22 protein-coding genes and 1 pseudogene are annotated in these 23,588 nt (G+C 55.5%); 16 read left to right on the top strand and 7 right to left on the bottom strand.

Annotated features, from left to right (window positions below; translation table 11 throughout):
• Window positions 1-263 precede the first annotated feature (263 nt).
• From KGP24_RS12535 to KGP24_RS12485, 11 genes and pseudogenes are all read left to right on the top strand, one after another.
• Window positions 264-803 (top strand): AAA family ATPase, encoded by a 540-nt coding sequence (locus KGP24_RS12535; RefSeq protein WP_223560650.1) that lies wholly within the window; start codon window positions 264-266, stop codon window positions 801-803.
• A 110-nt stretch (window positions 804-913) separates the two neighbouring features.
• Window positions 914-1,915: an LLM class flavin-dependent oxidoreductase gene (locus tag KGP24_RS12530; protein ID WP_223560649.1), complete on the top strand. Its 1,002-nt coding sequence runs from the start codon at window positions 914-916 to the stop codon at window positions 1,913-1,915.
• On the top strand, window positions 1,912-3,033 hold the full coding sequence (locus tag KGP24_RS12525) for a M20 peptidase aminoacylase family protein (protein ID WP_223560648.1): 1,122 nt from the start codon (window positions 1,912-1,914) through the stop codon (window positions 3,031-3,033). The genes KGP24_RS12530 and KGP24_RS12525 overlap by 4 nt, the downstream gene beginning before the upstream one ends.
• Before the next feature lie 16 nt (window positions 3,034-3,049).
• Window positions 3,050-5,313, top strand: a pseudogene (locus tag KGP24_RS12520) (NtaA/DmoA family FMN-dependent monooxygenase).
• A 9-nt stretch (window positions 5,314-5,322) separates the two neighbouring features.
• The gene (locus KGP24_RS12515; RefSeq protein WP_032656866.1) at window positions 5,323-5,832 is read left to right on the top strand and encodes a GNAT family N-acetyltransferase; all 510 of its coding nucleotides are present in this window, start codon (window positions 5,323-5,325) and stop codon (window positions 5,830-5,832) included.
• 9 nt (window positions 5,833-5,841) lie between these two features.
• Entirely contained in the window at window positions 5,842-6,768 is a 927-nt protein-coding gene (locus tag KGP24_RS12510; RefSeq protein ID WP_223560647.1) for an amino acid ABC transporter permease, read from the top strand.
• Entirely contained in the window at window positions 6,752-7,525 is a 774-nt protein-coding gene (locus KGP24_RS12505; RefSeq protein WP_223560646.1) for an amino acid ABC transporter ATP-binding protein, read from the top strand. Before KGP24_RS12510 ends, KGP24_RS12505 begins: the two co-directional genes overlap by 17 nt.
• 9 nt (window positions 7,526-7,534) lie before the next feature.
• Entirely contained in the window at window positions 7,535-8,422 is an 888-nt protein-coding gene (locus tag KGP24_RS12500) for an ABC transporter substrate-binding protein (RefSeq protein WP_223560645.1), read from the top strand.
• A gap of 41 nt (window positions 8,423-8,463) precedes the next feature.
• On the top strand, window positions 8,464-9,081 hold the full coding sequence (locus tag KGP24_RS12495; RefSeq protein ID WP_223560644.1) for a glutathione S-transferase family protein: 618 nt from the start codon (window positions 8,464-8,466) through the stop codon (window positions 9,079-9,081).
• A 37-nt stretch (window positions 9,082-9,118) separates the two neighbouring features.
• Window positions 9,119-9,349 (top strand): tautomerase PptA, encoded by a 231-nt coding sequence (gene pptA, locus KGP24_RS12490; protein WP_223560643.1) that lies wholly within the window; start codon window positions 9,119-9,121, stop codon window positions 9,347-9,349.
• Between the two features lie 188 nt (window positions 9,350-9,537).
• On the top strand, window positions 9,538-10,539 hold the full coding sequence (locus KGP24_RS12485; protein ID WP_223560642.1) for a Kdo(2)-lipid IV(A) acyltransferase: 1,002 nt from the start codon (window positions 9,538-9,540) through the stop codon (window positions 10,537-10,539).
• 44 nt (window positions 10,540-10,583) lie between these two features.
• Here the strand turns inward: KGP24_RS12485 and KGP24_RS12480 are convergent, their stop codons facing one another.
• On the bottom strand, window positions 10,584-12,269 hold the full coding sequence (locus KGP24_RS12480; RefSeq protein ID WP_223560641.1) for an NAD-dependent malic enzyme: 1,686 nt from the start codon (window positions 12,267-12,269) through the stop codon (window positions 10,584-10,586).
• Window positions 12,270-12,301: 32 nt separating this feature from the next.
• The gene (locus KGP24_RS12475; RefSeq protein WP_223560640.1) at window positions 12,302-13,249 is read right to left on the bottom strand and encodes an AEC family transporter; all 948 of its coding nucleotides are present in this window, start codon (window positions 13,247-13,249) and stop codon (window positions 12,302-12,304) included.
• Between the two features lie 348 nt (window positions 13,250-13,597).
• Here KGP24_RS12475 and KGP24_RS12470 point away from each other — a divergent pair, with 348 nt between their 5' ends.
• Together KGP24_RS12470 and KGP24_RS12465 are read left to right on the top strand one after the other, a co-directional pair.
• Window positions 13,598-14,929, top strand: a complete 1,332-nt coding sequence (locus KGP24_RS12470; RefSeq protein WP_223560639.1) for a 2-hydroxycarboxylate transporter family protein — start codon at window positions 13,598-13,600, stop codon at window positions 14,927-14,929.
• Window positions 14,930-15,050: 121 nt separating this feature from the next.
• The gene (locus tag KGP24_RS12465; protein ID WP_223560638.1) at window positions 15,051-15,686 is read left to right on the top strand and encodes a helix-turn-helix domain-containing protein; all 636 of its coding nucleotides are present in this window, start codon (window positions 15,051-15,053) and stop codon (window positions 15,684-15,686) included.
• 27 nt (window positions 15,687-15,713) lie between these two features.
• Here KGP24_RS12465 and KGP24_RS12460 read toward each other — a convergent pair whose 3' ends face one another.
• Window positions 15,714-17,192 (bottom strand): PLP-dependent aminotransferase family protein, encoded by a 1,479-nt coding sequence (locus KGP24_RS12460; RefSeq protein ID WP_223560637.1) that lies wholly within the window; start codon window positions 17,190-17,192, stop codon window positions 15,714-15,716.
• A 164-nt stretch (window positions 17,193-17,356) separates the two neighbouring features.
• Between KGP24_RS12460 and KGP24_RS12455 the strand changes: the two genes are divergently transcribed.
• Complete coding sequence (locus KGP24_RS12455; RefSeq protein WP_223560636.1) at window positions 17,357-17,812, top strand: GNAT family N-acetyltransferase; 456 nt, start codon at window positions 17,357-17,359, stop codon at window positions 17,810-17,812.
• 67 nt (window positions 17,813-17,879) lie between these two features.
• On the opposite strand, the gene KGP24_RS12450 is transcribed toward KGP24_RS12455, so the two are convergent.
• Complete coding sequence (locus KGP24_RS12450) at window positions 17,880-18,182, bottom strand: helix-turn-helix domain-containing protein (RefSeq protein ID WP_024909591.1); 303 nt, start codon at window positions 18,180-18,182, stop codon at window positions 17,880-17,882.
• 160 nt (window positions 18,183-18,342) lie between these two features.
• Here KGP24_RS12450 and fusA point away from each other — a divergent pair, with 160 nt between their 5' ends.
• Window positions 18,343-20,442, top strand: coding sequence for an elongation factor G (gene fusA, locus KGP24_RS12445; protein ID WP_139963423.1), 2,100 nt, complete (start codon window positions 18,343-18,345; stop codon window positions 20,440-20,442).
• Window positions 20,443-20,525: 83 nt separating this feature from the next.
• Here the strand turns inward: fusA and KGP24_RS12440 are convergent, their stop codons facing one another.
• Both KGP24_RS12440 and KGP24_RS12435 read right to left on the bottom strand, forming a co-directional pair.
• Window positions 20,526-20,951 carry a DUF3828 domain-containing protein gene (locus KGP24_RS12440; protein WP_223560635.1) on the bottom strand — a complete coding sequence of 142 codons (426 nt, stop codon included), beginning with the start codon at window positions 20,949-20,951 and terminating at the stop codon, window positions 20,526-20,528.
• A 349-nt stretch (window positions 20,952-21,300) separates the two neighbouring features.
• Window positions 21,301-21,873, bottom strand: coding sequence for a flavin reductase family protein (locus KGP24_RS12435; RefSeq protein ID WP_223560634.1), 573 nt, complete (start codon window positions 21,871-21,873; stop codon window positions 21,301-21,303).
• Window positions 21,874-21,981: 108 nt separating this feature from the next.
• On the opposite strand from KGP24_RS12435, the gene nhoA reads away from it, so the two are divergent.
• Complete coding sequence (gene nhoA, locus KGP24_RS12430) at window positions 21,982-22,827, top strand: N-hydroxyarylamine O-acetyltransferase (protein ID WP_223560633.1); 846 nt, start codon at window positions 21,982-21,984, stop codon at window positions 22,825-22,827.
• Between the two features lie 54 nt (window positions 22,828-22,881).
• Here nhoA and KGP24_RS12425 read toward each other — a convergent pair whose 3' ends face one another.
• Window positions 22,882-23,475, bottom strand: a complete 594-nt coding sequence (locus tag KGP24_RS12425; protein ID WP_223560632.1) for a TetR family transcriptional regulator — start codon at window positions 23,473-23,475, stop codon at window positions 22,882-22,884.
• Window positions 23,476-23,588 lie beyond the last annotated feature (113 nt).

Below are 23,588 nucleotides of genomic sequence, written 5' to 3'. Positions count from 1 at the left end.
TATAATTTGCTTATTCTCTCTGAAATTCTGACCGCCTGAAATACCCATCGTTAATTATTTTTAATCTGTTAATACTATCGAATGTAATAAAAATGAAAATATTTTCAGGGGCATTTTTGGGTGGTGCCGTAAATAAATGACATAAGCCAAATTGAAAGGGGGAGATCGTCTCTCAGGAAAAATTGCCATGCTGAAATAGCGTTTCGTTAACAGGATCAAAACGCTATGATTTGGTCAGTTTTTCTTAACACAGTGAGGCTGAGGTGAAAATTAACGTCATCGGAACCAGCGGGAGCGGAAAAAGCACGCTGGCGAAGCAGATTGCGACCGAACTGGCTATTCCCTGTATTGAGATGGACAGACTCTACTGGCGACCCGACTGGCAGGGAACGCCGGACGATGTGTTTCAGGAAAGGCTGGAGCAGGCGCTGCTGGCTTCGCCTGACTGGGTGCTCGATGGCAACTATAACCGCACGCGGCCCGTGAAATGGCGTAATGTCGACGTTGTGGTGTGGGTGGATTATGGCTTTGCCCGCACCCTCTGGCAGGCCGTCACCAGGGCAATCAAACGGGCCTGGCATAAGCACGAGCTCTGGCCCGGAACCGGGAACAAAGAGAGTTTCCGGCGCGCGTTTTTCAGCAGAGAGTCCATTCTCATCTGGACGATGAAAACCTGGCGTAACAACCGCACGCGTTATGAAGCCGATCTGCAAAACCCGCAGTATGGACATATTCGCTTCGTCCGCATTACCCGTCGCGAGCAGGTGGAAACGCTGATCGCCTCCTTAAAGTCTTATTCTTAGCATGGTTTTATATATCTGATTTCCGGCAAACCAAATGTAAATTAATTGTTTCTCAGTGGTGAAATACGCCTTTAATAATGTCGACATGTTAAGTCAAACGAGAACGCAACATGTCATGGCGAATCAGCATTCTGGATAAAAGCCCCATAGCTGAAAACGAAACGGCTGCCGATGCGCTGGCGCGTACCCTGGCGCTGGCGCAGCAGGCAGAAAATCTGGGCTATCACCGCTTCTGGATTGCCGAACACCACAACACTCCCCATCTTGCCAGCCCCTCGCCGGAGCTGCTGATTGCATGGATCCTCGGGCAGACCACGCGCATCCGCGTTGGATCAGGCGGCGTGATGCTCCAGCACTACAGCCCTTATAAAGTCGCTGAGAATTTCAACGTGCTGGCCTCGCTGGCGCCCGGCCGCGTGGATCTTGGCGTCGGTAAAGCCCCCGGCGGGCTACCGCTCTCAACCCGCGCGCTTCAGCAGGGTCTGAATCAACAGGAAAAGGGCAGCTTTGCCGAACAGCTGGCCCAGCTCGATCGCTGGATCCGCCCTGTGCATCCGTCTGATGAAGAGGCCGTTCGCGCCACGCCGCTGCCGCCGTTGCCTGCAGAGGGTTTCCTGCTGGGTGCGAGCATCGATAGCGCGCTGCTGGCCGCCAGGCTCGACTGGCACTTTGTGTTTGCCGCGCATCTTAACGGTGACCCGGAGCTGCTGCGCGAGGTGGTATCGACCTGGCGTAAGAACAGCGCGCGGGATGTGATTGTGGCGGTACAGGCGATTGTCGCGCCGACGCAGGCCGAGGCAGATGAGCTGGCGCAGAAGGTTGAAGTGTGGGGCGTTGAGCTGGCAAACGGCCAGCGCGTCACCGTGGCCAGCGAAGAGCAGGCCTACGCCTTTGCGCGTCAGGCAGGCAGCGAGCCGGTGCGCATTGCACGTCGGGCGCAGTCGCTGCTGGCGGGGACGGCTGAGTCGGTGCTCGTACAGCTTAACGCCCTGCATGAAAAGTGGGGCATTGACGAATTTATCATCGACACGCCGGTAGCGGAGGGGGCAGCGCGCGTCGCGTCGCTGCGCCTGCTTGCCGAGGCGCGTCTTAACAAGGAGGTCACCGTATGAGCTTTGGCGAACAGCTGATTGCCTGGCGTCGCGAGCTGCACCAGAACCCGGAGCTGTCCGGCCAGGAAGTGGAAACCACGACGCGTCTGCGCCAGTGGCTGACAAATGCCGGGATTACCCCACAGCCTTACGACCTGTCGACCGGGCTGGTGGCGGAAATCGGCTCGGGCAACAAACTGATTGCGCTGCGCGCAGATATCGATGCCCTGCCGATTGAAGAGCGCAGCGGCGTGCCGTTTAGCTCGCAGCGTGCAGGCGTGATGCATGCCTGCGGACACGATATCCACACCAGCGTGATCCTCGGCGCCGCGTTAAAGCTGAAAGAGCGGGAAGCCTCGCTTAACGGCCGGGTGCGGATCCTGTTTCAGCCTGCCGAAGAGAACTTTGGCGGTGCGAAGAGCATGGTGCGGGCCGGTGCCCTGCGTGACGTCAGCGCCATCTTCGGCATGCATAACGAGCCCGGCCTGCCGGTCGGTGAGTTCGCCACTCGCGGCGGGCCGTTCTATGCCAACGTCGACCGCTTCGTGATCCGCATTACCGGTAAGGGCGCGCACGCCGCACGTCCGCACGAAGGCAATGACGCCATCGTGCTGGCGAGCCAGCTGGTGACGGCGCTGCAAAGCGTCGCCAGCCGCAACGTCAATACGCTGGATTCGGTGGTGCTGAGCGTGACGCGCATTGCAGGCGGTAACACCTGGAACGTGCTGCCGGAAAGCGTCGAGCTGGAAGGCACGCTGCGCACCCACCGCCCGGAAGTGCAGCATAACGTGAAGGCCCGCGTGGGCGAAATCGCTGCCGGGTTTGCCAGCGCCTTTAGCGCGCAGATTGATATCACCTGGTATGCCGGGCCTACCGCGCTGGTAAATGACGAACGCTGGGCCGACTTCGCCACCTCGGTTGCCCGGGAAGCCGGTTACGAAACCCGACACGCCGAGCTGCATATGGGCGGGGAAGATTTCGCGGTCTATCTCCAGCAGATCCCGGGGGCGTTTGTCAGCATCGGCAGCAACAGCCCGTATGGTTTACATCATCCGGCATTCAACCCGGATGAAGCCTTAATTGAGCCCGCTGCCCGCTATTTTGCACAGCTTGCGGAAAAAGCCCTGCAACACGTTTAATTCTTAAGAGGTGAATATGTCTGCACATCGTCAACTGCGGCTGGGGACCATTTTGCATGGTGCATCCGGAAATATGTCCGCCTGGCGTCACCCTGAGGCCGTCGCCGATGCCAGCATCAATTTTGATTTCGTCAAAGCGACGGCGTTAAAGGCGGAGGAGGGCAAACTCGATTTTTTATTCGTTGCCGACGGTCTCTATATCAACGAGAAGTCGATCCCGCATTTTTTAAATCGCTTTGAACCGCTGACGGTGTTATCCGCTCTCGCCAGCATTACCTCGCGTCTGGGGCTGGTGGGAACCTTATCCACCTCCTACAGCGAGCCTTTCACCACGGCGCGCCAGTTCGCCAGCCTCGACCACCTGAGCAACGGGCGCGCGGGCTGGAACGTGGTGACCTCGCCGCTGGAAGGTTCGGCAAAGAACTTCTCTCGCGAAAAACACCCCGAGCATGCGCTGCGCTACCGCATTGCGGATGAGTACCTCGACGTGGTGAAAGGGCTGTGGGATTCCTGGGAGGGCGACGCCTTTGTGCGCAATAAAGATAGCGGTCAATTTTTTGACCCGGCCAGGCTGCATACGCTCGACCACCGCGGTGATTTCTTCCAGGTTGCCGGTCCGCTAAATATTGGCCGCACGCCGCAGGGACGGCCGATTGTCTTTCAGGCGGGCGCGTCGGACGACGGGAAAAAGCTGGCGGCGAAACATGCCGACGCCATTTTTACCCATCACGACACCCTCGACGAGGCAAAAGCCTTTTACCGCGACGTGAAGCAGCAGCTGGAAACAAACGGCCGCCGCGCCTCGGATCTCCATATTTTCCAGGGCGTCAGCGTGATTGTGGGAAAAGACGCCGATGACGTGGAAAACCAGTATCAAACCACGGCGGCGCTGGTGTCGATTAACGATGCCCTCAACTACCTCGGGCGCTATTTCGAACATCACGATTTCAGCCAGTATCCGCTCGACGAGCCGTTCCCGGATATCGGCGACTTAGGCAAAAACAGCTTCCGCAGCACCACCGATGAAATTAAGCGTAACGCCCGCGAGCGCGGCTTAACCCTGCGTCAGGTGGCCCTTGAAGCCGCATCACCGCGTCCGCGCTTTTCCGGTACGCCAGAAGAGGTGGCCGACGGCCTGCAGGCCTGGTTTGAAGGCTATGCCGCAGACGGCTTCATCATTCAGGGCGGTACGCCGGACACCTTCCCGCGCTTCGTTGACCAGGTGGTTCCTGTTCTGCAGGCCCGCGGCCTGTTCCGCACCGACTACCCGGGCACCACGCTGCGCGAAAGCCTCGGCTTAGACGAACCCAAAAACCAGTTCACACAACAATAAAAGAGAACACCGCTATGCAGAAAACATCGCTTATTCTGGCGCTCGCGCTGGCCTTTACCCCTGCCGTCTGGGCAGAGAATGTGAATATTAACGGCACCGGCGTGAGCATCGAGGCCAATAAAACGCCGGTTAATACCGCTAAAAACAATGATGCGGTGGCACAGCTGCCGAAAGACTATCGCTTTGCCGTGCCGGGAAAATTTACCGTTGCGGTGGCGGGCCTCAATCAGCCGCCGCTGACGGTGTTTTCCGATGACAACAAAACGCTGCTGGGAAGCGAGGTTGACGTCGCCCGTCTGGTCGCTGACAGCCTGGGGCTGGAGCTGAACGTGGTGCCAACCTCCTGGGAAGACTGGCCGCTGGGCGTGGCCTCCGGGAAATATGACGCCGCCATCAGCAACATCACCGTCACCAAAGAGCGTAAAGAGAAGTTTGACTTCGCCACCTACCGAAAAGATTCCCTCGGGTTCTACGTGAAATCAAACAGCCCGATCAAGTCGCTTGAGAAGGCTGAGGATATCGCCGGGCTGCGGATTATCGTCGGTTCCGGTACCAACCAGGAGGCCATCCTGCTGGCATGGAATGCCGAAAACCTGAAGAAGGGGCTGAAACCCTTTACCCCGATCTATAACAAAGACGATGCGGCACAAACGCTGGCGCTGCAGTCCGGACGCGCGGATGCGTACTTCGGTCCGAACGTGATTGGCGCATGGAAAGCGGCGCTAAACGGGAAAACCAAACTGGTGGGTAGCGTCGACGGCGGCTGGCCGAAGGCGGCGCACATTGCCGTGACGCTGAAAAAAGGCAGCGGGCTGGTTGAGCCGGTGCAAACCGCGCTGAACGGCGTCATCAAAAACGGTGATTACGACAAAGTGCTGAACCGCTGGGGTGAAGGGGTTGAGCGCATTCCTCAGTCCGAAGTGAACCCGGCTGGCCTGGGCGATTAAGGAGGCGTGATGAGCGAACGATTTCGTGATGTTTCCCCGGAAGATGCCGAACTTCAGCCCATCATTGAGGGGCTGTTCGGTGAATATGCCGCCCGTTACGGGGACTACTTCTCTAAAGACGCGGAAGTTGAACTCACCGAGTGGTATTTAGCGCCGCAGGGGCTGTTTATCGTCCTGGAGCGTGACGGGAAGATTATCGCCACCGGCGCGTACAAACCTTTCGACGAACGCACCGCGGAAATCAAACGCATCTGGACGGACAAAACCCTGCGTCAGCAGGGGCTTGCCGGGCGCGTGGTGCAGGAGCTGGAGCGCAGGGCGGTGCTGGCAGGATATAGCCAAATCTACCTGACGACCGGCTTTCGCCAGCCGGAAGCGGTACGGCTCTATCTCAGCCAGGGCTATCAGGCGCAGTTCGATCTGAACCGCGATCCGGAAGAGTACAGCCAGCCGCCGTTTGACGGCCGGCTGCGTTTCACCAAAACGCTGGTACGCGAAGCGTTCAGTAAAACCGCATGAGGAACGACGATGAGCAACGTTGAAACCATTAAGGTGGTCCCGGCGCGTTATCCGCTGCGGACCGTCGGTGCCGCTGTGGCGCTGTTTGTCCTGGCGGTCGTGATTCAGTCCGTGGCCTTTAACCCGCGCTGGGAGTGGGCGGTGTTCGCCCGCTGGTTCTTTGACCCGGTGATCCTCGAAGGTGTCGGTCAGACGCTGCTGCTTACCCTGATCGGCACCGCGCTGAGCGTGGTGTTGGGCGGCATGCTGGCGCTGGCGAGACTGTCCTCGTCATGGCTTCTGAGCAGCCTGGCATGGGGCTACATCTGGCTGTTTCGATCGCTGCCGCTGATTGTGGTGCTGATCGTCCTGTACAACTTTTCCTATCTCTACGACACGCTCTCTCTCGGCGTGCCGTTCACCGGCATCACCTGGGGCAGCTTTGAAACCATCAACGTGCTGGGTCAGTTTTCTACCGCCGTGGTGGGGCTCACTCTGGTGCAGAGCGCCTATACCGCCGAGATTATTCGCGGCGGATTCCTCGGGGTCGATCACGGGCAGTATGAGGCCGCCGCCGCGCTCGGCCTGCCGGCCTGGCGCCGCACGGTGCGGATCATTTTACCTCAGGCGCTGCGCACCATTCTGCCGTCGGGGTTCAATGAAATCATCAGCCTCGCCAAGGGCACGGCGATGGTGTATGTCCTGGCGATGCCGGAGCTGTTCTATACCATCCAGATGATCTACAACCGCACGCAGGAGGTGATCCCGCTGCTGATGGTCGGTGCCGCCTGGTACCTGGCGATCACCACCGTCCTGTCCGCTATCCAGTATGGCGTCGAGCGCGCGCTTGCCCGCAGCGAACGCCGCTCTGCCGTTAATCAGAACCGTGCCGCCCGTCGCACCCGTTCAGTCACCACCACGCCAGCACAGGAGCCCGTCCATGCAAGCCTCTCCTGAAGGACATATTTCGATTACCGGCGTCAGCAAGTATTTTGGTCGCCATAAAGCGCTCGACAACGTTTCGCTTGAGATCCTGCCCGGGTCCGTGACGGTCATCCTCGGGCCGTCCGGCTCCGGTAAATCGACGCTGCTGCGCACCATTAATCACCTGGAGCGCGTCGACGAAGGTTTTATTCAGATCGACGGAGACTACATTGGCTACCGTCGTCAGGGCGATAAGCTCTATGAGCTAAAGGAGAAGGAGATCCTCAAGCAGCGCGTCAACGTGGGCTATGTGTTCCAGAACTTCAATCTGTTTCCGCATCTCACGGTGCTGGAAAACCTGATAGAGGCGCCCATCGCGCATAAAAAGCTCAGCAAAAAAGAGGCGGTGGACAGGGCGTACAGCCTGCTGGACGTGGTTGGGCTACGGGATAAAGCCGATGCCTGGTCACGCCATCTTTCCGGCGGGCAACAGCAGCGCATTGCCATTGCCCGCGCGCTGGCGCTGCGTCCCCGCGTGATGCTGTTTGATGAGCCCACCTCGGCGCTGGATCCGGAGCTGGTGGGGGAAGTGCTTGACGTGATCAAAAAGCTGGCCCGGTCCGGCACCACGCTGGTGGTGGTGACCCACGAGATCGGCTTTGCCCGGGAGGTGGCGGATCAGGTGGTGTTTATGGTCGACGGAAAAATTGTCGAGCAGGGAAGCAGTGACGAGGTATTAAACCGTCCGTCACATGCCAGAACGCGCCAGTTCTTGTCAAAAGTGCTGTAAGGAGCGCCAATGAAATATGGACTTCTGGCGGGGCTGGTCTTCACGACGGTGAGCCACGCCAGCATTGATTTGAAAGCCAACGAGCAGCCGCTGCCGGTGACGGTGGATCGGCAGGCCGTGGCGAAGATCCCCGCCAATTACAAATTCGTTGAGCCGGGTACGCTGACGGTCGCCGTTTCGGCGCTGAATTCTCCGCCGCTGGCGCTGCTTGCCAGCGATAACCGCACGCGCATCGGCAGCGATCCGGATATCGCCCGCCTGCTGGCGGGCAGCCTGGGATTAAAGCTGAAGCTGGTGCCAACGGCGTGGGAAGACTGGCCGCTGGGGATCGCCTCCGGGCGCTACGACGTGGCGCTGGTGAACATTGCGGTGACCGAACAGCGTAAAGAGAAGTTTGATTTTGCGACCTACCGCGTCGATTCGCTGGCGTTTTCGGTGAAATCCACCAGCGAGATCCAGTCAATCAAAAGCGCGGAAGATCTGGCCGGGAAAAAGGTGATTGTCGGCTCTGGTACTAATCAGGAACGCATCCTTTTGGGCTGGAACGAAGAGAACAAAAAGGCGGGAAGAGCGCCTGCGCTGCCGGTCTATCTCCACGACGATGCCTCGGGCAATCTCTATATTCAGTCCGGCAGGGCGGACGTGTTCTTTGGTCCGCAGTCGGTATCGGCCTATAAGGCTGCGCTCACGGGCAAAACCCGCGTCGTCGGTTTAGGTCCGAAAAAAGCCTATGTCGCGACCACCACCAAAAAAGGCAATGAGCTGGTGTACGCGCTGCAGGCCGCGCTGGACGGCGCGATTAAGCGGGGTGATTACCAGAAGGTGCTGGCGCGCTGGGGCGAGCAGGGCGAAGCGGTGGCGCAGTCGGAGGTCAACCCGCCTGGGATAACCTACTAATGGTGCTCTACACTTAGGGTTTTCATCCCTGAGGGGGCAACATGATTAAACTCTATGGCGTACCCGGCTGGGGCTCGGCGATCGGTGAAGTGATGCTAACCCTGGCCGATATCCCTTATCAATTTATCAACGTGGACGGGTTTGACCAGCCCGGCCCGCAGCGCGAGCTGCTGCAAAAGCTCAACCCGCTGTGTCAGGTGCCCACGCTGGAGCTGGAAAATGGCGCCATCATGACCGAAACGGCGGCGATGGCCCTGATGGTGCTCGACAGATGCCCCGATCTCGCTCCTCCCGTGGGGCAGGCCGAACGCCAGCAGTTTCAGCGTCTGCTGATCTGGTTTGTGGCCAACGTCTATCCCACGTTTACGTATGCGGACTATCCAGAACGCTGGGCGCCGGATGCGCCGGAACAGCTGCAGAAAAGCTGCATCGAATACCGGAAGTCCCTCTATTTGTGGTTCGAAACTCAGCTCAAGGCCGCCCCGTTTGCGCTGGGTGAACGGCTGACGCTGCTGGATGTATATATCGCGGTGGCGCGCACCTGGGGGCCACGTCACGCCTGGTTTGCTGAAAATACCCCTAAATTCACGGCGATTGCGAACGCCGTATGTCTGCTGCCGGAACTGCACAAGGTGTTAAAGGCCAACGGTATTATCTGATAACGTGGAGGCCTGACTCACAACTGGAAGCCTGCATATGCCACACGTAGATATCAAATGTTTTCCCCGCGATTTGAACGACGAACAAAAAACCGCCCTGGCCGAGGATATTGCTGAGGTGATTATTCGCCATTTCAACAGCAAAGACAGTTCGGTGTCCGTTGCATTGAATCAGGTGGATCCTGAGGACTGGAAAGCGCAGGTCTGGGATACCGAAATAGGCCCGAAGCTGGACGAGTTAATTAAAAAGCCAGGTTATTCAATGTAAGCGCAATTGCCGGGGGCTCTCCTCCCCGGTTTTTCCCGTCTTGTTTTCCCGCTTTTCGCAAAAATCGATAAAAATGCGATTTGTTTTATCCGCTACAATTAACGTTTCTGGCTGACATATTATTAATCCTTAGGAAAGATCTTCAACAGAATCAATTAAGGACAGACACGTTAAAGGATAATTTTCGCATGACAAAATTACCCCGTTTTTCATTCGCCTTTCTTCATCCCCGTTACTGGCTAAGCTGGGCCGGCATTGCGGCTCTGTGGCTCATCATGCTGCTCCCTTATCCGCTTCTGTTCAGAATCGGTCATGGCCTTGGTCGACTGGCGATGCGCCTGCTTCCCCGCCGCGTCGAAATTGCCCGCCGCAACCTGGAGCTTTGTTTCCCGGAGATGAAAAAGGCGGAGCGAGAGTCCCTGCTGCAGCGTAATTTTGAATCGGTAGGAATGGGGGTAATCGAAACCGGGATGGCATGGTTCTGGCCCGCGTGGCGGGTGAGGAAATGCTTTACCGTGACGGGCTATGAACACATGGAAAAGGCCAGGGCGCAAGGAAAGGGCGTGGTGCTGGTGGGGATGCATTTTCTGACGCTTGAGCTCGGCGCGCGGATCTTTGGCATGCTTAACCCCGGTATTGGGGTATATCGTCCCAACAATAATGCGCTGCTGGACTGGCTTCAGACGCGTGGACGCCTGCGTTCCAATAAAACCATGCTCGATCGCCATGATTTAAAGGGCATGATCCGCTCGCTGAAGCAGAATGAGATTTTGTGGTACGCCCCGGACCATGACTATGGCAAAACCAATAGCGTATTTGTGCCGTTTTTTGCGGTTCCGGATGCGGCCACGACCGCTGGAAGCTATATGCTGGTCAAAAGCGCCAAGCCTGCCGTCATTCCCTTTGTGCCGCGCCGCAGGGCGGATGGCTCCGGTTACGAACTGATTATTCTTGAGGATATCAGCGAGGCGTTGCAGGGCGGCGATAAAGAAGCCGTGGCGACGCAGATGAACAGGGCAATTGAGCAGGCCGTACGCATGGCGCCAGAGCAGTATATGTGGCTGCATCGTCGCTTCAAAACGCGTCCTGAAGGGGTACCTGACCGGTATGCCCGTCTGAAACAGGCGGCAACTCGGGATGATAGTCTCTCCGCCAGCGATTTTTCTGACCGCTCAGGCATACAGCACTAAAACCACAGCGATGCCCTCACCCTGCGGTGAGGGCATGACCGGCGCTACAGCGCAGACCGGCGGTACGGCGCATAGTCCGCCTTCCACCAGGTCTTCTCGATGCGCGCCATCAACGTCTCATCATCTATCGCCGGAGCCATGCCCTGTTCAATCGCGGCCCGGGCGACGGCGACGGCAATCTGGCGTGAGACCGTTTCAATCTGATCTACCGGCGGCAGCAATCCACCTTTTTCCGTGGTGACCAGCGGAGACTGCGCGGCCAGGCTGCGGCTTGCTGCCATCAGCATCTCTTCCGTCACCCGGCGCGCGTTGCAGGCCAGCACGCCCAGCCCCAGGCCCGGGAAAATATAGGCGTTGTTACACTGGGCGATCTCGTAGTGTTCATTCTCCCAGAATACCGGGGCGAACGGGCTGCCGGTGGCCACCAGTGCCGCACCCTGGGTCCAGGCGATCAGATCCTGCGGCTGGGCTTCCGCCCGCGAGGTCGGGTTCGAGAGCGGCATGATGATCGGGCGCGGGCAGTGGCGATGCATCTCTTTGACTATCTCTTCGCTGAACAGCCCCGGCTGGCCTGAAACGCCAATCATCACCGTGGGATGCGCGTTCTTCACCACGTCCAGCAGAGAAATATTCTTCGCGTCTACCTGCCAGCTGCAAACGGCGTCGCGCGCGGTAAGCAGGTTTTTCTGGAAATCGAGCAGGTTAGTCATGTCGTCGGTCAGCAGGCCGAAGCGATCGACCATAAAGATCCGGCTGCGCGCTTCCGGCTCGGTCAGACCGTCATCCACCATCAGCGCAACAATTTTTTCAGCGATCCCACATCCGGCAGAGCCGCTGCCCAGGAAGACCACGCGCTGGTCGCGAATGCGCGTGCCCGCCGCATGGGCCGCCGCCATCAGCGTACCGGCGGTGACGGCGGCCGTGCCCTGGATATCATCATTGAAGCAGCACAGCTGGTCGCGGTAGCGCTGGAGAAGTCGCGTGGCGTTTTTCTGCGCAAAGTCTTCAAACTGCAGAAGAACGTTGGGCCAGCGCGCTTTGACGGTGCTGACAAACATATCCATAAATTCAGCGTATTGATCGTCGCTGATGCGCGGATGACGCCATCCCATGTACATCGGATCGTCGAGGTGTTGCTGATTATTGGTGCCGACATCCAGCATAATCGGGAGGGTAGAGGCCGGATGGATCCCTCCGCAGGCGGTATACAGCGATAGCTTACCAATCGGAATGCCCATTCCGCCGATACCCTGATCGCCAAGCCCTAAAATACGTTCCCCGTCCGTCACCACAATCACGCGAACGTCGTTTCGCGAAAAACTTTGCAGCATCTCATCAATACGATGGCGATTAGGCCATGAAATAAACAGGCCGCGCGCGCGTCGATAAATCGTGGAGAAATGCTCGCAGGCTTCACCGACCGTCGGGGTATAGATAATCGGTAATGTCTCTTTCAGATGCGAACGCAGGAGGTTATAAAAGAGCGTTTCATTGGTGTCCTGAATATTTCGCAGGTAAACATGACGCGAAATATCGCTTTTAAAATGACAGAACTGCACCCAGGCGCGCTCGGTTTGTTCTTCAATGGTTTCAACGTTGTGCGGCAATAACCCATGCAGATTAAAATTGTCGCGCTCCTCTTTAATAAATGCGAGCCCTTTATTGAGCAGCGGGTTCTCCAGCAATACGGCCCCGTTATAGGGGGTATACAAAATTTCTTTCCGGGACATGGTAATTCCTGAATTTTTTAAAATAAAACAGATTAAGAGATTAAGTAGATCATAATGCCTTCGGTCACGACCCCGACGGCAGTGCCAATTAATATGGAAGAGGATGCGGTATCAATATAGGTATCGCTGCGTAAGGCAAACATCCCCGCGGCAATAGCGGAAGGCGTTGCGCCAATAATTACGACCTGCTGCAGTAAAGTATGGCTAAGGCCAAAGGCGAGCCCTGCGGCGGCCATTATTGCCGGCTGAATCAGGTTTTTAATACTGATATTAGTAAATGTCTGCACGTTCAGTTTTGGACGTTCACCGTAAAACAGCAGGCCGAGGGCAAACAGGGACAGTCCGCCTGAAACCTTGCCAACCATCTCAATAGGCATGCTGAGAATGGAAGGGATTTGCACACCGGCAAGACTGAGTAATACGCCGGATACCGGGATCCAGACGATAGGATTGCGTGCCGCTTTGATAAGGTTTTGCACGATCATCGCCCCCGGGTGCAGCGCCTCCAGGCCATCATGACCGTTTTTATCACCCATACGAATCAGGACGATAGTCAACGGGATCATGATAACGCTGGTAATAATATTACCAATCAGCACGCCGATAAATCCTTCCGGCCCAATCAAAACCGCCAGGACCGGTGCGCCAAAGTAGGCCATATCGGGAAAGGCGCAAACCAGAGACTGAATGGCGCTGGTCTTGATATCGTGACGAAAAACATAGCGTGAAATAAATAGCGTCAGTAAATACGACCCCATTAAACCGACAACCAAAACGGCCATAAAGGTTAGATTTTTAATTTTATTGGGATCGGTATGCAATGCACCAATAAAAAGATGGAAAGGAAGGGCAAAGCGAATCACCACGGTTGCCATGACGTTTGCATCTTCACGCCGGGAATATCCCAGCTTTCCACTTAGCCATCCAAGTAACATAATAAAGACGAGCGGAAACAGTGATTGTAATAGTAATGAAGGCATAGTATTTCCTGTAGGGTATTTTATGTGTTTTATTGCAGCGCTAATCTAGCGCTTAGATAGCAGGGCAAGAGTGACAAGTGTCACACTCTTTCTGGTTTTATTAATTTCAAAAGATTGCATTAACTGCCACGGATACTTTAGTTACTTAATGATGAATTAAGTTATTTAAAGGGAAAGGGTAGTATTGTTCACATTTCTCTCCGATATCGCATGCTAATTTCACCCTGAGCCTGTTTTTAGAAAAGGCCATCTAAATCATTATTTATATTTAAGAACATTTTTTCGTATCAGGAATAGTTTCAGTTATTCCTTTCTCTGCATATCCGAACACAATTTTCAGGTGATTATATGAAAGATAATCCTGTACCGACTTCCGAGCTGTCGACCTCGCGTTTTGCCTTTGGGCTCAACAATACCGAGGTAGGCACGGTCCCGTTGATGCTGTTCGTCGGGATTGCCGCGATCGTGGCGACGTCTGCCTGGGCAGGGCTGCTGCCCAAAAATATGATCGGTGGACTCGCGGTCATCATGACCCTCGGTTTCGCGTTTGCCAAAGTGGGGCGTCAAATCCCGGTGCTGAAGGATATCGGCGGCCCGGCGATCCTGTGCCTGATGGTCCCCTCCATACTGGTCTATTTTGGCGTATTCGGGAAACATACCCTTGATACCGTGCATCTGCTGATGAAAGAGGCGAATCTGCTCTATTTCGTCATCGCCTGCCTGGTGGTCGGCAGCATTCTGGGGATGAACCGGGTGCTGCTGATCCAGGGCATGATGCGCATGTTTGTTCCGCTGGTGGCGGGAACATGCATGGCCGTGCTGAGCGGTCTCATCGTGGGCTCACTGTTTGGTTATACGCCTTACCACACCTTCTTCTTCATCATTGTGCCCATCATTGGCGGCGGGATTGGCGAGGGGATTTTGCCTCTGTCCCTGGCCTATTCGGCAATACTGGGGCAGACGCCGGACGTCTACGTTGCGCAGCTGGCACCCGCTGCGGTTGTGGGGAATATCTTCGCCATTATTTGTGCGGGCCTGCTGGCGCGTCTCGGCGCGAAACGTCCTGCGCTTTCGGGAAATGGCATGCTCACGCGGAGTAAAGACGACGCCAGCCTGTTTGCAGGGGCGCAGAGCACGCAGCAGACGGATTTTCATCTGATGGGCGGTGGATTACTGATGGTGTGCGCGTTTTTCATCGTCGGCGGATTGTTTGAAAAACTGGTCCACATTCCCGGCCCGGTGCTGATGATCCTGATTGCCGTCCTGTGTAAATACTTCAGGGTGATCCCGGCCTCAATGGAGCAGGGCGCGCACAGCTGCTATAAATTCGTCTCGGCTGCATTGGTCTGGCCGCTGATGATCGGCCTCGGGATGTTATACGTGCCGCTTGAGAGCGTGGTGTCCGTCTTCTCGGTGGGATACGTCGTGGTATGCGGTTCGGTTGTGATTGCGATGGCGCTGAGCGGCTACGTTATCGCGTCGCGTCTGAATATGTATCCCGTGGAGGCGGCCATTGTGACCTGCTGCCACAGCGGGCTGGGTGGAACGGGGGACGTGGCCATTTTGTCCGCGTCTAACCGGATGTCGCTCATGCCGTTCGCGCAGATCGCCACCCGCATCGGCGGCGCATCGACGGTGATTTTCGCCACGCTGCTGATGGGCTGGATTATGGCGCACTGATCCGAAACGTCAGGATGCTGAATCGCAACGACATTTTCAGGATGCCGTTGCGGTTCAGTCCTTTATAAATATCACCTTGCTGTATAGAATTACCGCATCCACAGCGACGGGATATCACACCATGACCGGAAGAGTTGATTATCAAATTGAAAAATACCTCCTTACCGAAGCTGCCGAACCGGAGCGTCTGACGCGCCAGTGGGCAGAGGTGCTGGAGGAGTGTCGTGAGCAAAAGTCCGGTGCAGAGGAGCGGCTGCGTCTTGCGTTGCTTAATGTGGATTACGTCACCAGCTTCGAGCTGCCGTTCAGGCTACTCCTTACCCGTGCGCCCCAGTTAATAGACGTTGTCAGAAAAGAACTTCAGCTCAGTCAGAAAAATGTTCTGTTCAACGGCAAGCGCTTTGGCTGCGTCTATAGCCTTAAAAGGGATCTCGACGGAATACCTGATGAATTTACCTATCAGCTGAAAACGCGTATCCAGCGCAGTGACGCAACAGGGTGTAATGAAGAGCCTTACAGGCAAATTGCCCGGCAGGTAAAAGCGCCAAAGGAACGACTCAGGCTGGCGCTGGAAAACGGGCTGTCTGTGACGGCGCTCGACGGGCTTTTCTGGTTTGGCATTCAGCGCATTGCGGCCGATGTACTGAGGTTAAGGAAAATGGGCGTGAGAATTGTGACTTCGGAGACCGAGGTATTTGATACGCTTACAAAGACCAGCCGGCGGATCCCTGTTTATAGCCTTGCTCGCCCGGAATGAGTATTAGCCGCTGACCGGTCGACAGCATCAAACATGACGAAAAATTGCGGCTAGTTTTTTTACAGCGTCTTCTATTTCCCTCTCCGTGTAAGCAGCAAATCCCATCAAAAAACCGGTGGAAGCGGGGGTACCTGCATATAAATCGGAAAGCCCAAGTATATCAACACCCGCGCGTCGGGCGGCGGCGGCCATCTCTTTCTCGGATATTCCGTGCTTCAGGTGACAAGGCATTTGCATTCCCCCCGCTGGCGTTTCATATGCAACATACCCGGAAAGATATGCGTCCATCATGCTTGCCAGCGCGTCTCGACGAGCAACGTAAATACTCCGCATCTTACGAACATAGGCGCCAAAATGACCTCCCTCCAGAAATTTAGCCAGCGTCAGCTGGGTTATTGAGGCGGTGTGCCCATCCATTAATGTCCTCGCCATGGTGAAGGGCTCTGTCAATTCTGAGGGGACGATCATGTAGGCAATACGCAGCCCCGGGAAAAGAGACTTGGTGAACGTGCCGATATAAATCGTCCGGTTGTAAGTATCAAGCCCCTGAAGACTGGCCATCGGCTTACCTTCGTAGTGAAACTCACTGTCATAGTCATCCTCAATGATCCAGGCTCCGTAACGGTTTGCCCATTTAACAACTGCCAGTCGTCGGTCAAGAGAGAGCGTCACGCCGGTAGGGTACTGATGAGAAGGCGTAAGGTAGATCGCCCTGGCAGGCTCGATCAGAGAATTAAGACCGTCAATCGAGATGCCTTTTTCATCAAGAGGAACCGGAATACAGCGCAGTCCAGCAGCGTTGAACGCTTTGTGTGCTCCTTGATAGGAGGGATCTTCAATGACAATGCCATCCCCGGCGTCCATTAGCACGTGGGAACAGAGCGCAAGCGCCTGTTGAGAACTTGTCAGAACGATGACCTGTTCTGCCCTCGCACGCGTCCCGCGTTCAAGGTTGACATATTCCACAATTGCCCGCCGCAGGCGCTCTATACCCTGGGGTGGACTTTGCTCTAATGCCTGGTGTTGAAACTCCTTCAGGACCTGCCGCTGAAGACGCTCCCAGGTTGGAATGGGAAACATGCGGGTTTCAGGAATGCCGGGCGCCAGAGGGCGAGGCGAGGAAAACTCGCGGATCCCGCCGCTTCCATAGATGACTTTTCCACGAGCGCTGAGCTTTGCTTTTCGTATCTCAGCGGTTGGCTGATGCTGTCGAGGACGGGGTTTTAAAAAACGCGCGCTGGAAGAGACGAAACTCCCTCTGCCTGTTTGTCTCTCAATAAAACCTTCGGCATGCAGGCTGGAGTAGGCCGCTTCTATGGTATCCCGGGAAACGCTGAGAGAAGCCGCCAGAGCGCGTGAAGCAGGAAGAGCCTTACCGTTAGCTAAGATCCCTTCCAGTATCAGCGTCCGTATCGCTCTCTGGATCCTTTCATGAAGCGGTAGCGAACCGTTTGCAGGGTCGATAATCCATGCCTTAACCGTTTCAAGCTGCGCGTGCTTAAACATAACGTTGTCCACTTTTCCTCTGTGTCTCTTGATTCTAAAGCAATATTGCATGTAGCAGGATGAAAAATTGGTCTGCCTTTATGACAAAAATTGGCGGGGCAAAACGTGCCATTCAGCGAATACACTCTTCCTGAAACGAATAAACGGGTGAGAGAAGAGGCAATATGAACAATTTGAGCGTAACAATTGAGGCAGTTAAAGAACGTGATTTTGAAAGCTGGATGCCACTGTGGAGAAAATATCAGGCGTTTTACAATGTCGATCTGTCCGGGGCAATTACGGAACGAACCTGGCAACGATTTTTTAGCCCCGTTGAGCCGCTATTCTGCGTGGTGGCACGGTGTAATGGCGACGTAGTAGGCTTTGCGCATTATCTTTTTCACCGTTCGACCTGGGCTGAGAGCGATTATTGCTACCTCGAAGATTTATACGTCTGCGATTCGCTCAGAGGCAAACACATTGGCAAACAGTTAATAGAATGTGTTCAGCGAGAAGCCAGAAAACATCATGCCAGTCATCTTTACTGGCATACGCATGAAGCCAATTATCGCGGGCAACGATTGTACGACTGGATTGCGAAGAAAAGTGGAATGATTGAATATCGTATGCACGTAAGATAAATCCCTCAGCTGACGCTATGCCCCTTACATCTTAAGGGGCATTTCTCAGGGAAAAACAGGCACGTCCTTATGACTTAGCCTGTAAAAGTATCGCCATCAGCCCCGGAAAACGGGCATCAAGATCCTCTCTTCGCAATGAAATCATGTTCTCCCGCCCCTGCGGGCGCTGCCATATAACGCCGCTGTCGCGCAGTACGCGCCAGTGATGGGTCATCGTGGATTTCACTACATCTTCCGGGCGAAGCGCGTTACAGCTGAGTTCGCTGCCATCGGCCAACCGGCGAATTATCGACAGCCGGAGCGGGTTGCCGAGGGCAAACAGCACATTTTCCAGCAGTATTTGCTCAGTTTCAGGGTGGTTTGGGATCATCGTTTTCCTGCGTTTGGCGTCAGATTGAGCTATATCAACAATAGGTCAACCGTTAAAAGATAGTTCGATAATACTCGTACAATAGGACTATTATAGCAAACGAATGAATGCACGACCATCCTGGTCGTCACAGACAAGTCATAGTGACTAAGGAAATATCATGCCCCGACCCATCCCTCTCGAACGTTATCGCAACATCGGTATCTCCGCGCATATCGATGCCGGTAAAACCACCACCACTGAGCGCATCCTGTTTTACACCGGGATGAGCCACAAGCTGGGTGAAGTACACGATGGTGCGGCAACCACTGACTGGATGGCGCAGGAGCAAGAGCGCGGGATCACGATTACCTCCGCGGCCGTCAGCTGCTTCTGGCCGGGTATGGACAGAGGCTATGAACCGCACCGGATCAACATCATCGACACCCCGGGTCACGTGGATTTCACCATTGAGGTGGAACGTTCCATGCGCGTGCTCGACGGCGCCGTGATGGTGTATGACTCCGTGGGCGGCGTGCAGCCGCAGTCGGAAACCGTCTGGCGTCAGGCCAATAAATATCACGTTCCGCGACTGGCATTCGTCAACAAAATGGACCGTCCGGGGGCCGATTTCTTCCGCGTCGTACGGATGATGCAGGAGCGCCTGAAGGCCAATCCGGTGCCGATTGTCATCCCGGTTGGCGCAGAAGATCATTTCACCGGCGTGGTGGATCTCATCAAGATGCGCACCATTCTGTGGGACGATGCGACGCAGGGCATGGTGTTTACCTATGCGCCCGTGCCGGATGATTTAGTCAGTACCGCCCAGGAATGGCGGGAAAAAATGGTCTCTGCGGCGGCGGAAGCCAGCGACGAGCTGATGGACAAATACCTGGAAACCGGCGATCTGACAGAAGCGGAAATTATCAAAGGGCTGCGTATTCGCACCATCTCGGGTGAAATCCAGCCGATGCTGTGCGGTAGCGCGTTCAAAAATAAAGGCGTGCAGCGCATGCTTGATGCGGTCATTGAGCTCATGCCGTCGCCGCTGGACGTGCCTGCCATTGATGGCGTGGATGAAAAAGGGCAGCACGCGGAGCGTCATCCAAGCGATGATGAGCCGTTCTCGGCCCTGGCGTTCAAGCTGATGAGCGACCCGTACGTCGGGCAACTGACCTTTATCCGCGTGTACTCTGGCGTGCTGCGCAAAGGCGACGCGGTGTATAACCCGGTGAAAGGGAAGAAAGAGCGCATCGGGCGTATCGTGCTGATGCATGCCAACGATCGCCACGAGGTGGACGAACTGCGCGCCGGGGATATTGCTGCCTGCGTTGGGCTGAAGGACGTGACCACCGGCGACACGCTCACCGATCCGAACGCCGTCATCACGCTTGAACGCATGGAGTTCCCGGATCCGGTTATCTCGCTGGCGATCGAGCCGAAAACCAAAGGCGATCAGGAAAAAATGGGGATCGCGCTGCAGCGTCTGGCGGCGGAAGATCCGTCTTTCCGCCTGCATACTGACGAAGAGTCCGGCCAGACCATTATCTCCGGGATGGGTGAGCTACACCTCGAGATTATCGTTGACCGCATGAAGCGTGAGTTTGGCGTCGAGGCGAACATTGGCCGCCCACAGGTAACCTACCGTGAAACCCTGCGTAAAACGGTGAAGGACATCGAAGGCAAGTTTGTCCGTCAGTCCGGCGGTAAAGGGCAGTACGGCCATGTGGTGCTGAGCCTGGAGCCGCTGGAGCCCGGAAGTGGTTTTAAATTTGAAGATGCCACTAAGGGCGGCGTGGTGCCGCGCGAGTATATCCCGTCCGTTGAGAAAGGGCTGCGGGAAGCGATGAACAGCGGCGTGCTGGCGGGCTATCCGGTAGTCGACGTCAAAGCGACGCTGACGTTTGGCTCGTATCATGACGTCGACTCGTCTGAGATGGCGTTCCGCATGGCGGCGATCCTCGGCTTCAAAGAGGGCGCCCGTAGGGCAGATCCGGTGATTCTCGAGCCGATCATGCATGTAGAGGTGGAAACGCCGGAAGAGTACGCGGGTAACATCATGGGCGATCTCTCTTCCCGTCGCGGCATGGTGCAGGGGATGGCGGAGCAGTACGGAAGCCAGATTATTCGCGCTGACGTGCCGCTGGCAGAGATGTTTGGTTATGCCACGACATTGCGCTCGATGTCCCAGGGACGCGCGACGTATACGATGGAGTTCCATCATTTTGCGGAAGCCCCGCGGAATGTTGCGGATGAGATTATTGCGCGGCGTGCGAAGTAGTTAATTAATTGCACACGGTAGCCGCTGGGCTATCGTGTGCTTTTTCCTCTGCAACAGAGGGCGTTTCCTTTCATATCAGGTTGTTACTTTATCAGCGTGGCCGAGCGAACTTTCCATACGCCTTTTTCCTGAATGAGACAATCTGCTACAACGTGATCTTGTTTCTTACCAAACGCGATATAGACGTTTGTGCAAACGGCATCAAAATCAGAATATAAGACGGTTATCTGATTCCAGTCTTCATCCCAATCCTGCGATTTGATGAACATATCCGCATCTGGCATGTCTTTTTCGTTACTGTCGCCAGAGTACATTTCTTTAATTGCTGCGATAGTCTCTGCGGCAACGTAATCATTCATAATGTCCGGATTGAGTACGGGCGGTTTGTTCTGATCTAACTGCGCGATATACCATTGATTGAATTTAAGCGCCGCCTGGCCCGGTGCATAAATGTTATCCGCGACAGCGAACGGAGACAGGGCGAAAAGTAAAAAGAAGAGTGTTTTCATTAGTCATGCCTGAACAGCTCGTAATGAGGCTGTATGTTTCGGTAAGCCTGTCCTGGATACAGAGAGCGTTGTACAAAATCGCTGATCCACTGCTGACCATCGTATATGCAAACGTGGCCGCTATCGTGGCCCACAATATTTTGGATAACGGCTATGTCACCGGCATGAGGTTGATCGTATACCTGGCGGAATCCAGCATTGACCAATGTCCGCCCCATGTCATTTATATTTCCTTAACGCGAGAGTGCTAATGCAGCAACTCCGGAAATATCCTCCGTTTTAAAACGCAATGGTAAACATAAAATTCCATATAAATTTACTATAATTCAGTAGGATATGATTAAGTAAATCAATCCGGCGCCTTCACCATCTTCCCGCTCGCGACAAACGTTCCGGCCCCAAGATGATGCAGGGTATTCAGCTTATCCCCGTCAAACTGCCAGCGCCCGGCGATAAACGCGCGTTCATCGGCTGCCGCTGAAACCACTTCACCAAACAGCGTATCGTATTTTTCAGCCGCGGAGGTGACGGGTAATAACCGACACTCCATCCACGCCAGGCATTTTTCTTCTATCACCGGCAGGCCAAGTTCGGGACCGTTCACGACCGGGATCCCGTAGCAGTTGAATTTGTCCTCATCGCGCCCGCTGACGCTACCGACCGCGTATGTCCAGTTGGCCGCCGCCACGCTGGGGATGACGATGCCAAACTTCCCGCTGCGTTCAATCAGCTCGCGCGACCAGGTGCTTTTATCCACGACTATTGCGATGCGCGGCGGTTCAAACTCAACGGGCATTGACCATGCGGCTGCCATCACGTTGCGTCTGTCGAGGTTTTCATCCCGACTGGTGATAAGCACAGTAGGGCCGTGGTTCAGCAGACGGCTGGCATGACGTAGTTCAACAGGGCGAAAGTGGCTCATAGGATCTCCTCATCTACACCGATGAGTATGACGAAAAAGCACGTAAATCAAAGTGGGTGCATAAAATTAGTTTATAAACAGAACATCTCAATCAAAGGAAACTGATGAATGTCCCCATTTCTGACCACCTATTTCGCACGCACCGGCTGGGCGCAACCGACGCGGGTGGATATTGACACCCTGCGCGCGCTGCATTTACATCACAACTGCGCGATCCCTTTTGAGAATATTGATGTCGTTCTGCCGCGCGAAATCCAGCTTGACGATCGGTGCCTGGTCGACAAGCTGGTCACCGCTCGCCGCGGGGGATATTGCTTCGAGCAAAATGGCCTGTTCGAACGCGTCCTGCGTGAAGTCGGGTTTACGGCGCGTAGCGTGCTGGGACGCGTGGTATTGGCGAATCCGCCGCAAATGCCGCCGCGCACGCATCGCCTGCTGCTGGTTGAGCTTCACGGTGAGCGCTGGATCGCGGATGTGGGGTTTGGCGGCCAGACGCTGACGGCGCCGATTCGACTGCTGGCTAATGAAGAACAGGAGACGCCTCACGGGCTGTATCGTCTGCTGAGCGAGGGGAACGACTGGGTGCTGCAGTTCCGTCACCACGAGCACTGGCAGTCAATGTACCAGTTTGACCTGACGACGCAGTATTTCAGCGATTACGTGATGGGGAATTTCTGGTCGGCGCACTGGCCGCAGTCGCATTTCCGCCATCATCTGTTGATGTGTCGCCATCTGCCGGACGGCGGCAAGCTGACGCTAACCAACTTCAACTTTACCCACTGGCAGAACGGTCACGTGGAGGAGCAGATCCACTTGCCGGATGCTGAAGCGCTTTACCAGCTGATGCAGGAACGTTTTGGGCTGGGCGTTGACGATGCGAAACACGGTTTTTCACTCGCGGAGCTGACGGCGGTAATGGCGGGCTTTGATACGCACCCTCAGGCCGGGAAATAATGCGCAAAGAGGTGGGCTGTAGGCCGGGTAAGGCGAAGCCGCCACCCGGCACCATCACTGCTGAGACGGGGTAGTAAACAACTCGAGCGTGATTAACTTATCCAGATGATTGTTAAACGCGACCTCATCCATTTCGGGCATGTTTAAGATATACATTCCGTCAAGACCGCACACCAGACCAATCAAGCGCCAGGCGATATTTTCCGCCCGATCGCCCGGATTCAATTCTCCGGCCTCCGTTCCCGCCTTGATTAGCGCCACCGTTTCCTGATGCCACATCTCCATGGTCATCACATAGGCGCCCTTGATGTCGTCATCACGGCTGGCCAGGATCTGTGCTTCACGCCACAGGCGAATATAGGGCTCAAACCTGCCGTCATCGCTGCCGAGCATGGCATGAAGCTGCTCTCGCCATCCGGCCCGTTTACCCGCGACATCCGCATCTAACAGCTCGCGAATTAACCGTACGAAGGCCAGCGATTTTAGCTCCCCGCCAGAGGTGAAGTGATGATGCACCTGGCCGGTGGCGATGCCAGCCTCGGCGGCAATACGGCGTACCGTCATTGCCGCAAGTCCTTCGGCCAGAGCCACGCGCATGGCGGCCTGTAAGATGGCTTCGCGCCGTTCATCCTTGCTCAGATATCGCATCTTTACTCACTCTCAATGGGAATGAAACGAGTGTAACAAAAAGCTGGACACTCGTTCAACTTTACGTAGGATCGCAATCTGGACATGTGTCCAGGTTTAAAATGAAAAGGAAG

The organism is Enterobacter sp. JBIWA008 (genome assembly GCF_019968765.1).
Classification (GTDB): Bacteria; Pseudomonadota; Gammaproteobacteria; order Enterobacterales; family Enterobacteriaceae; genus Enterobacter.
Note: the sequence above shows the minus strand (reverse complement) of the source record. Positions and strands in the feature narration are given on the sequence as shown.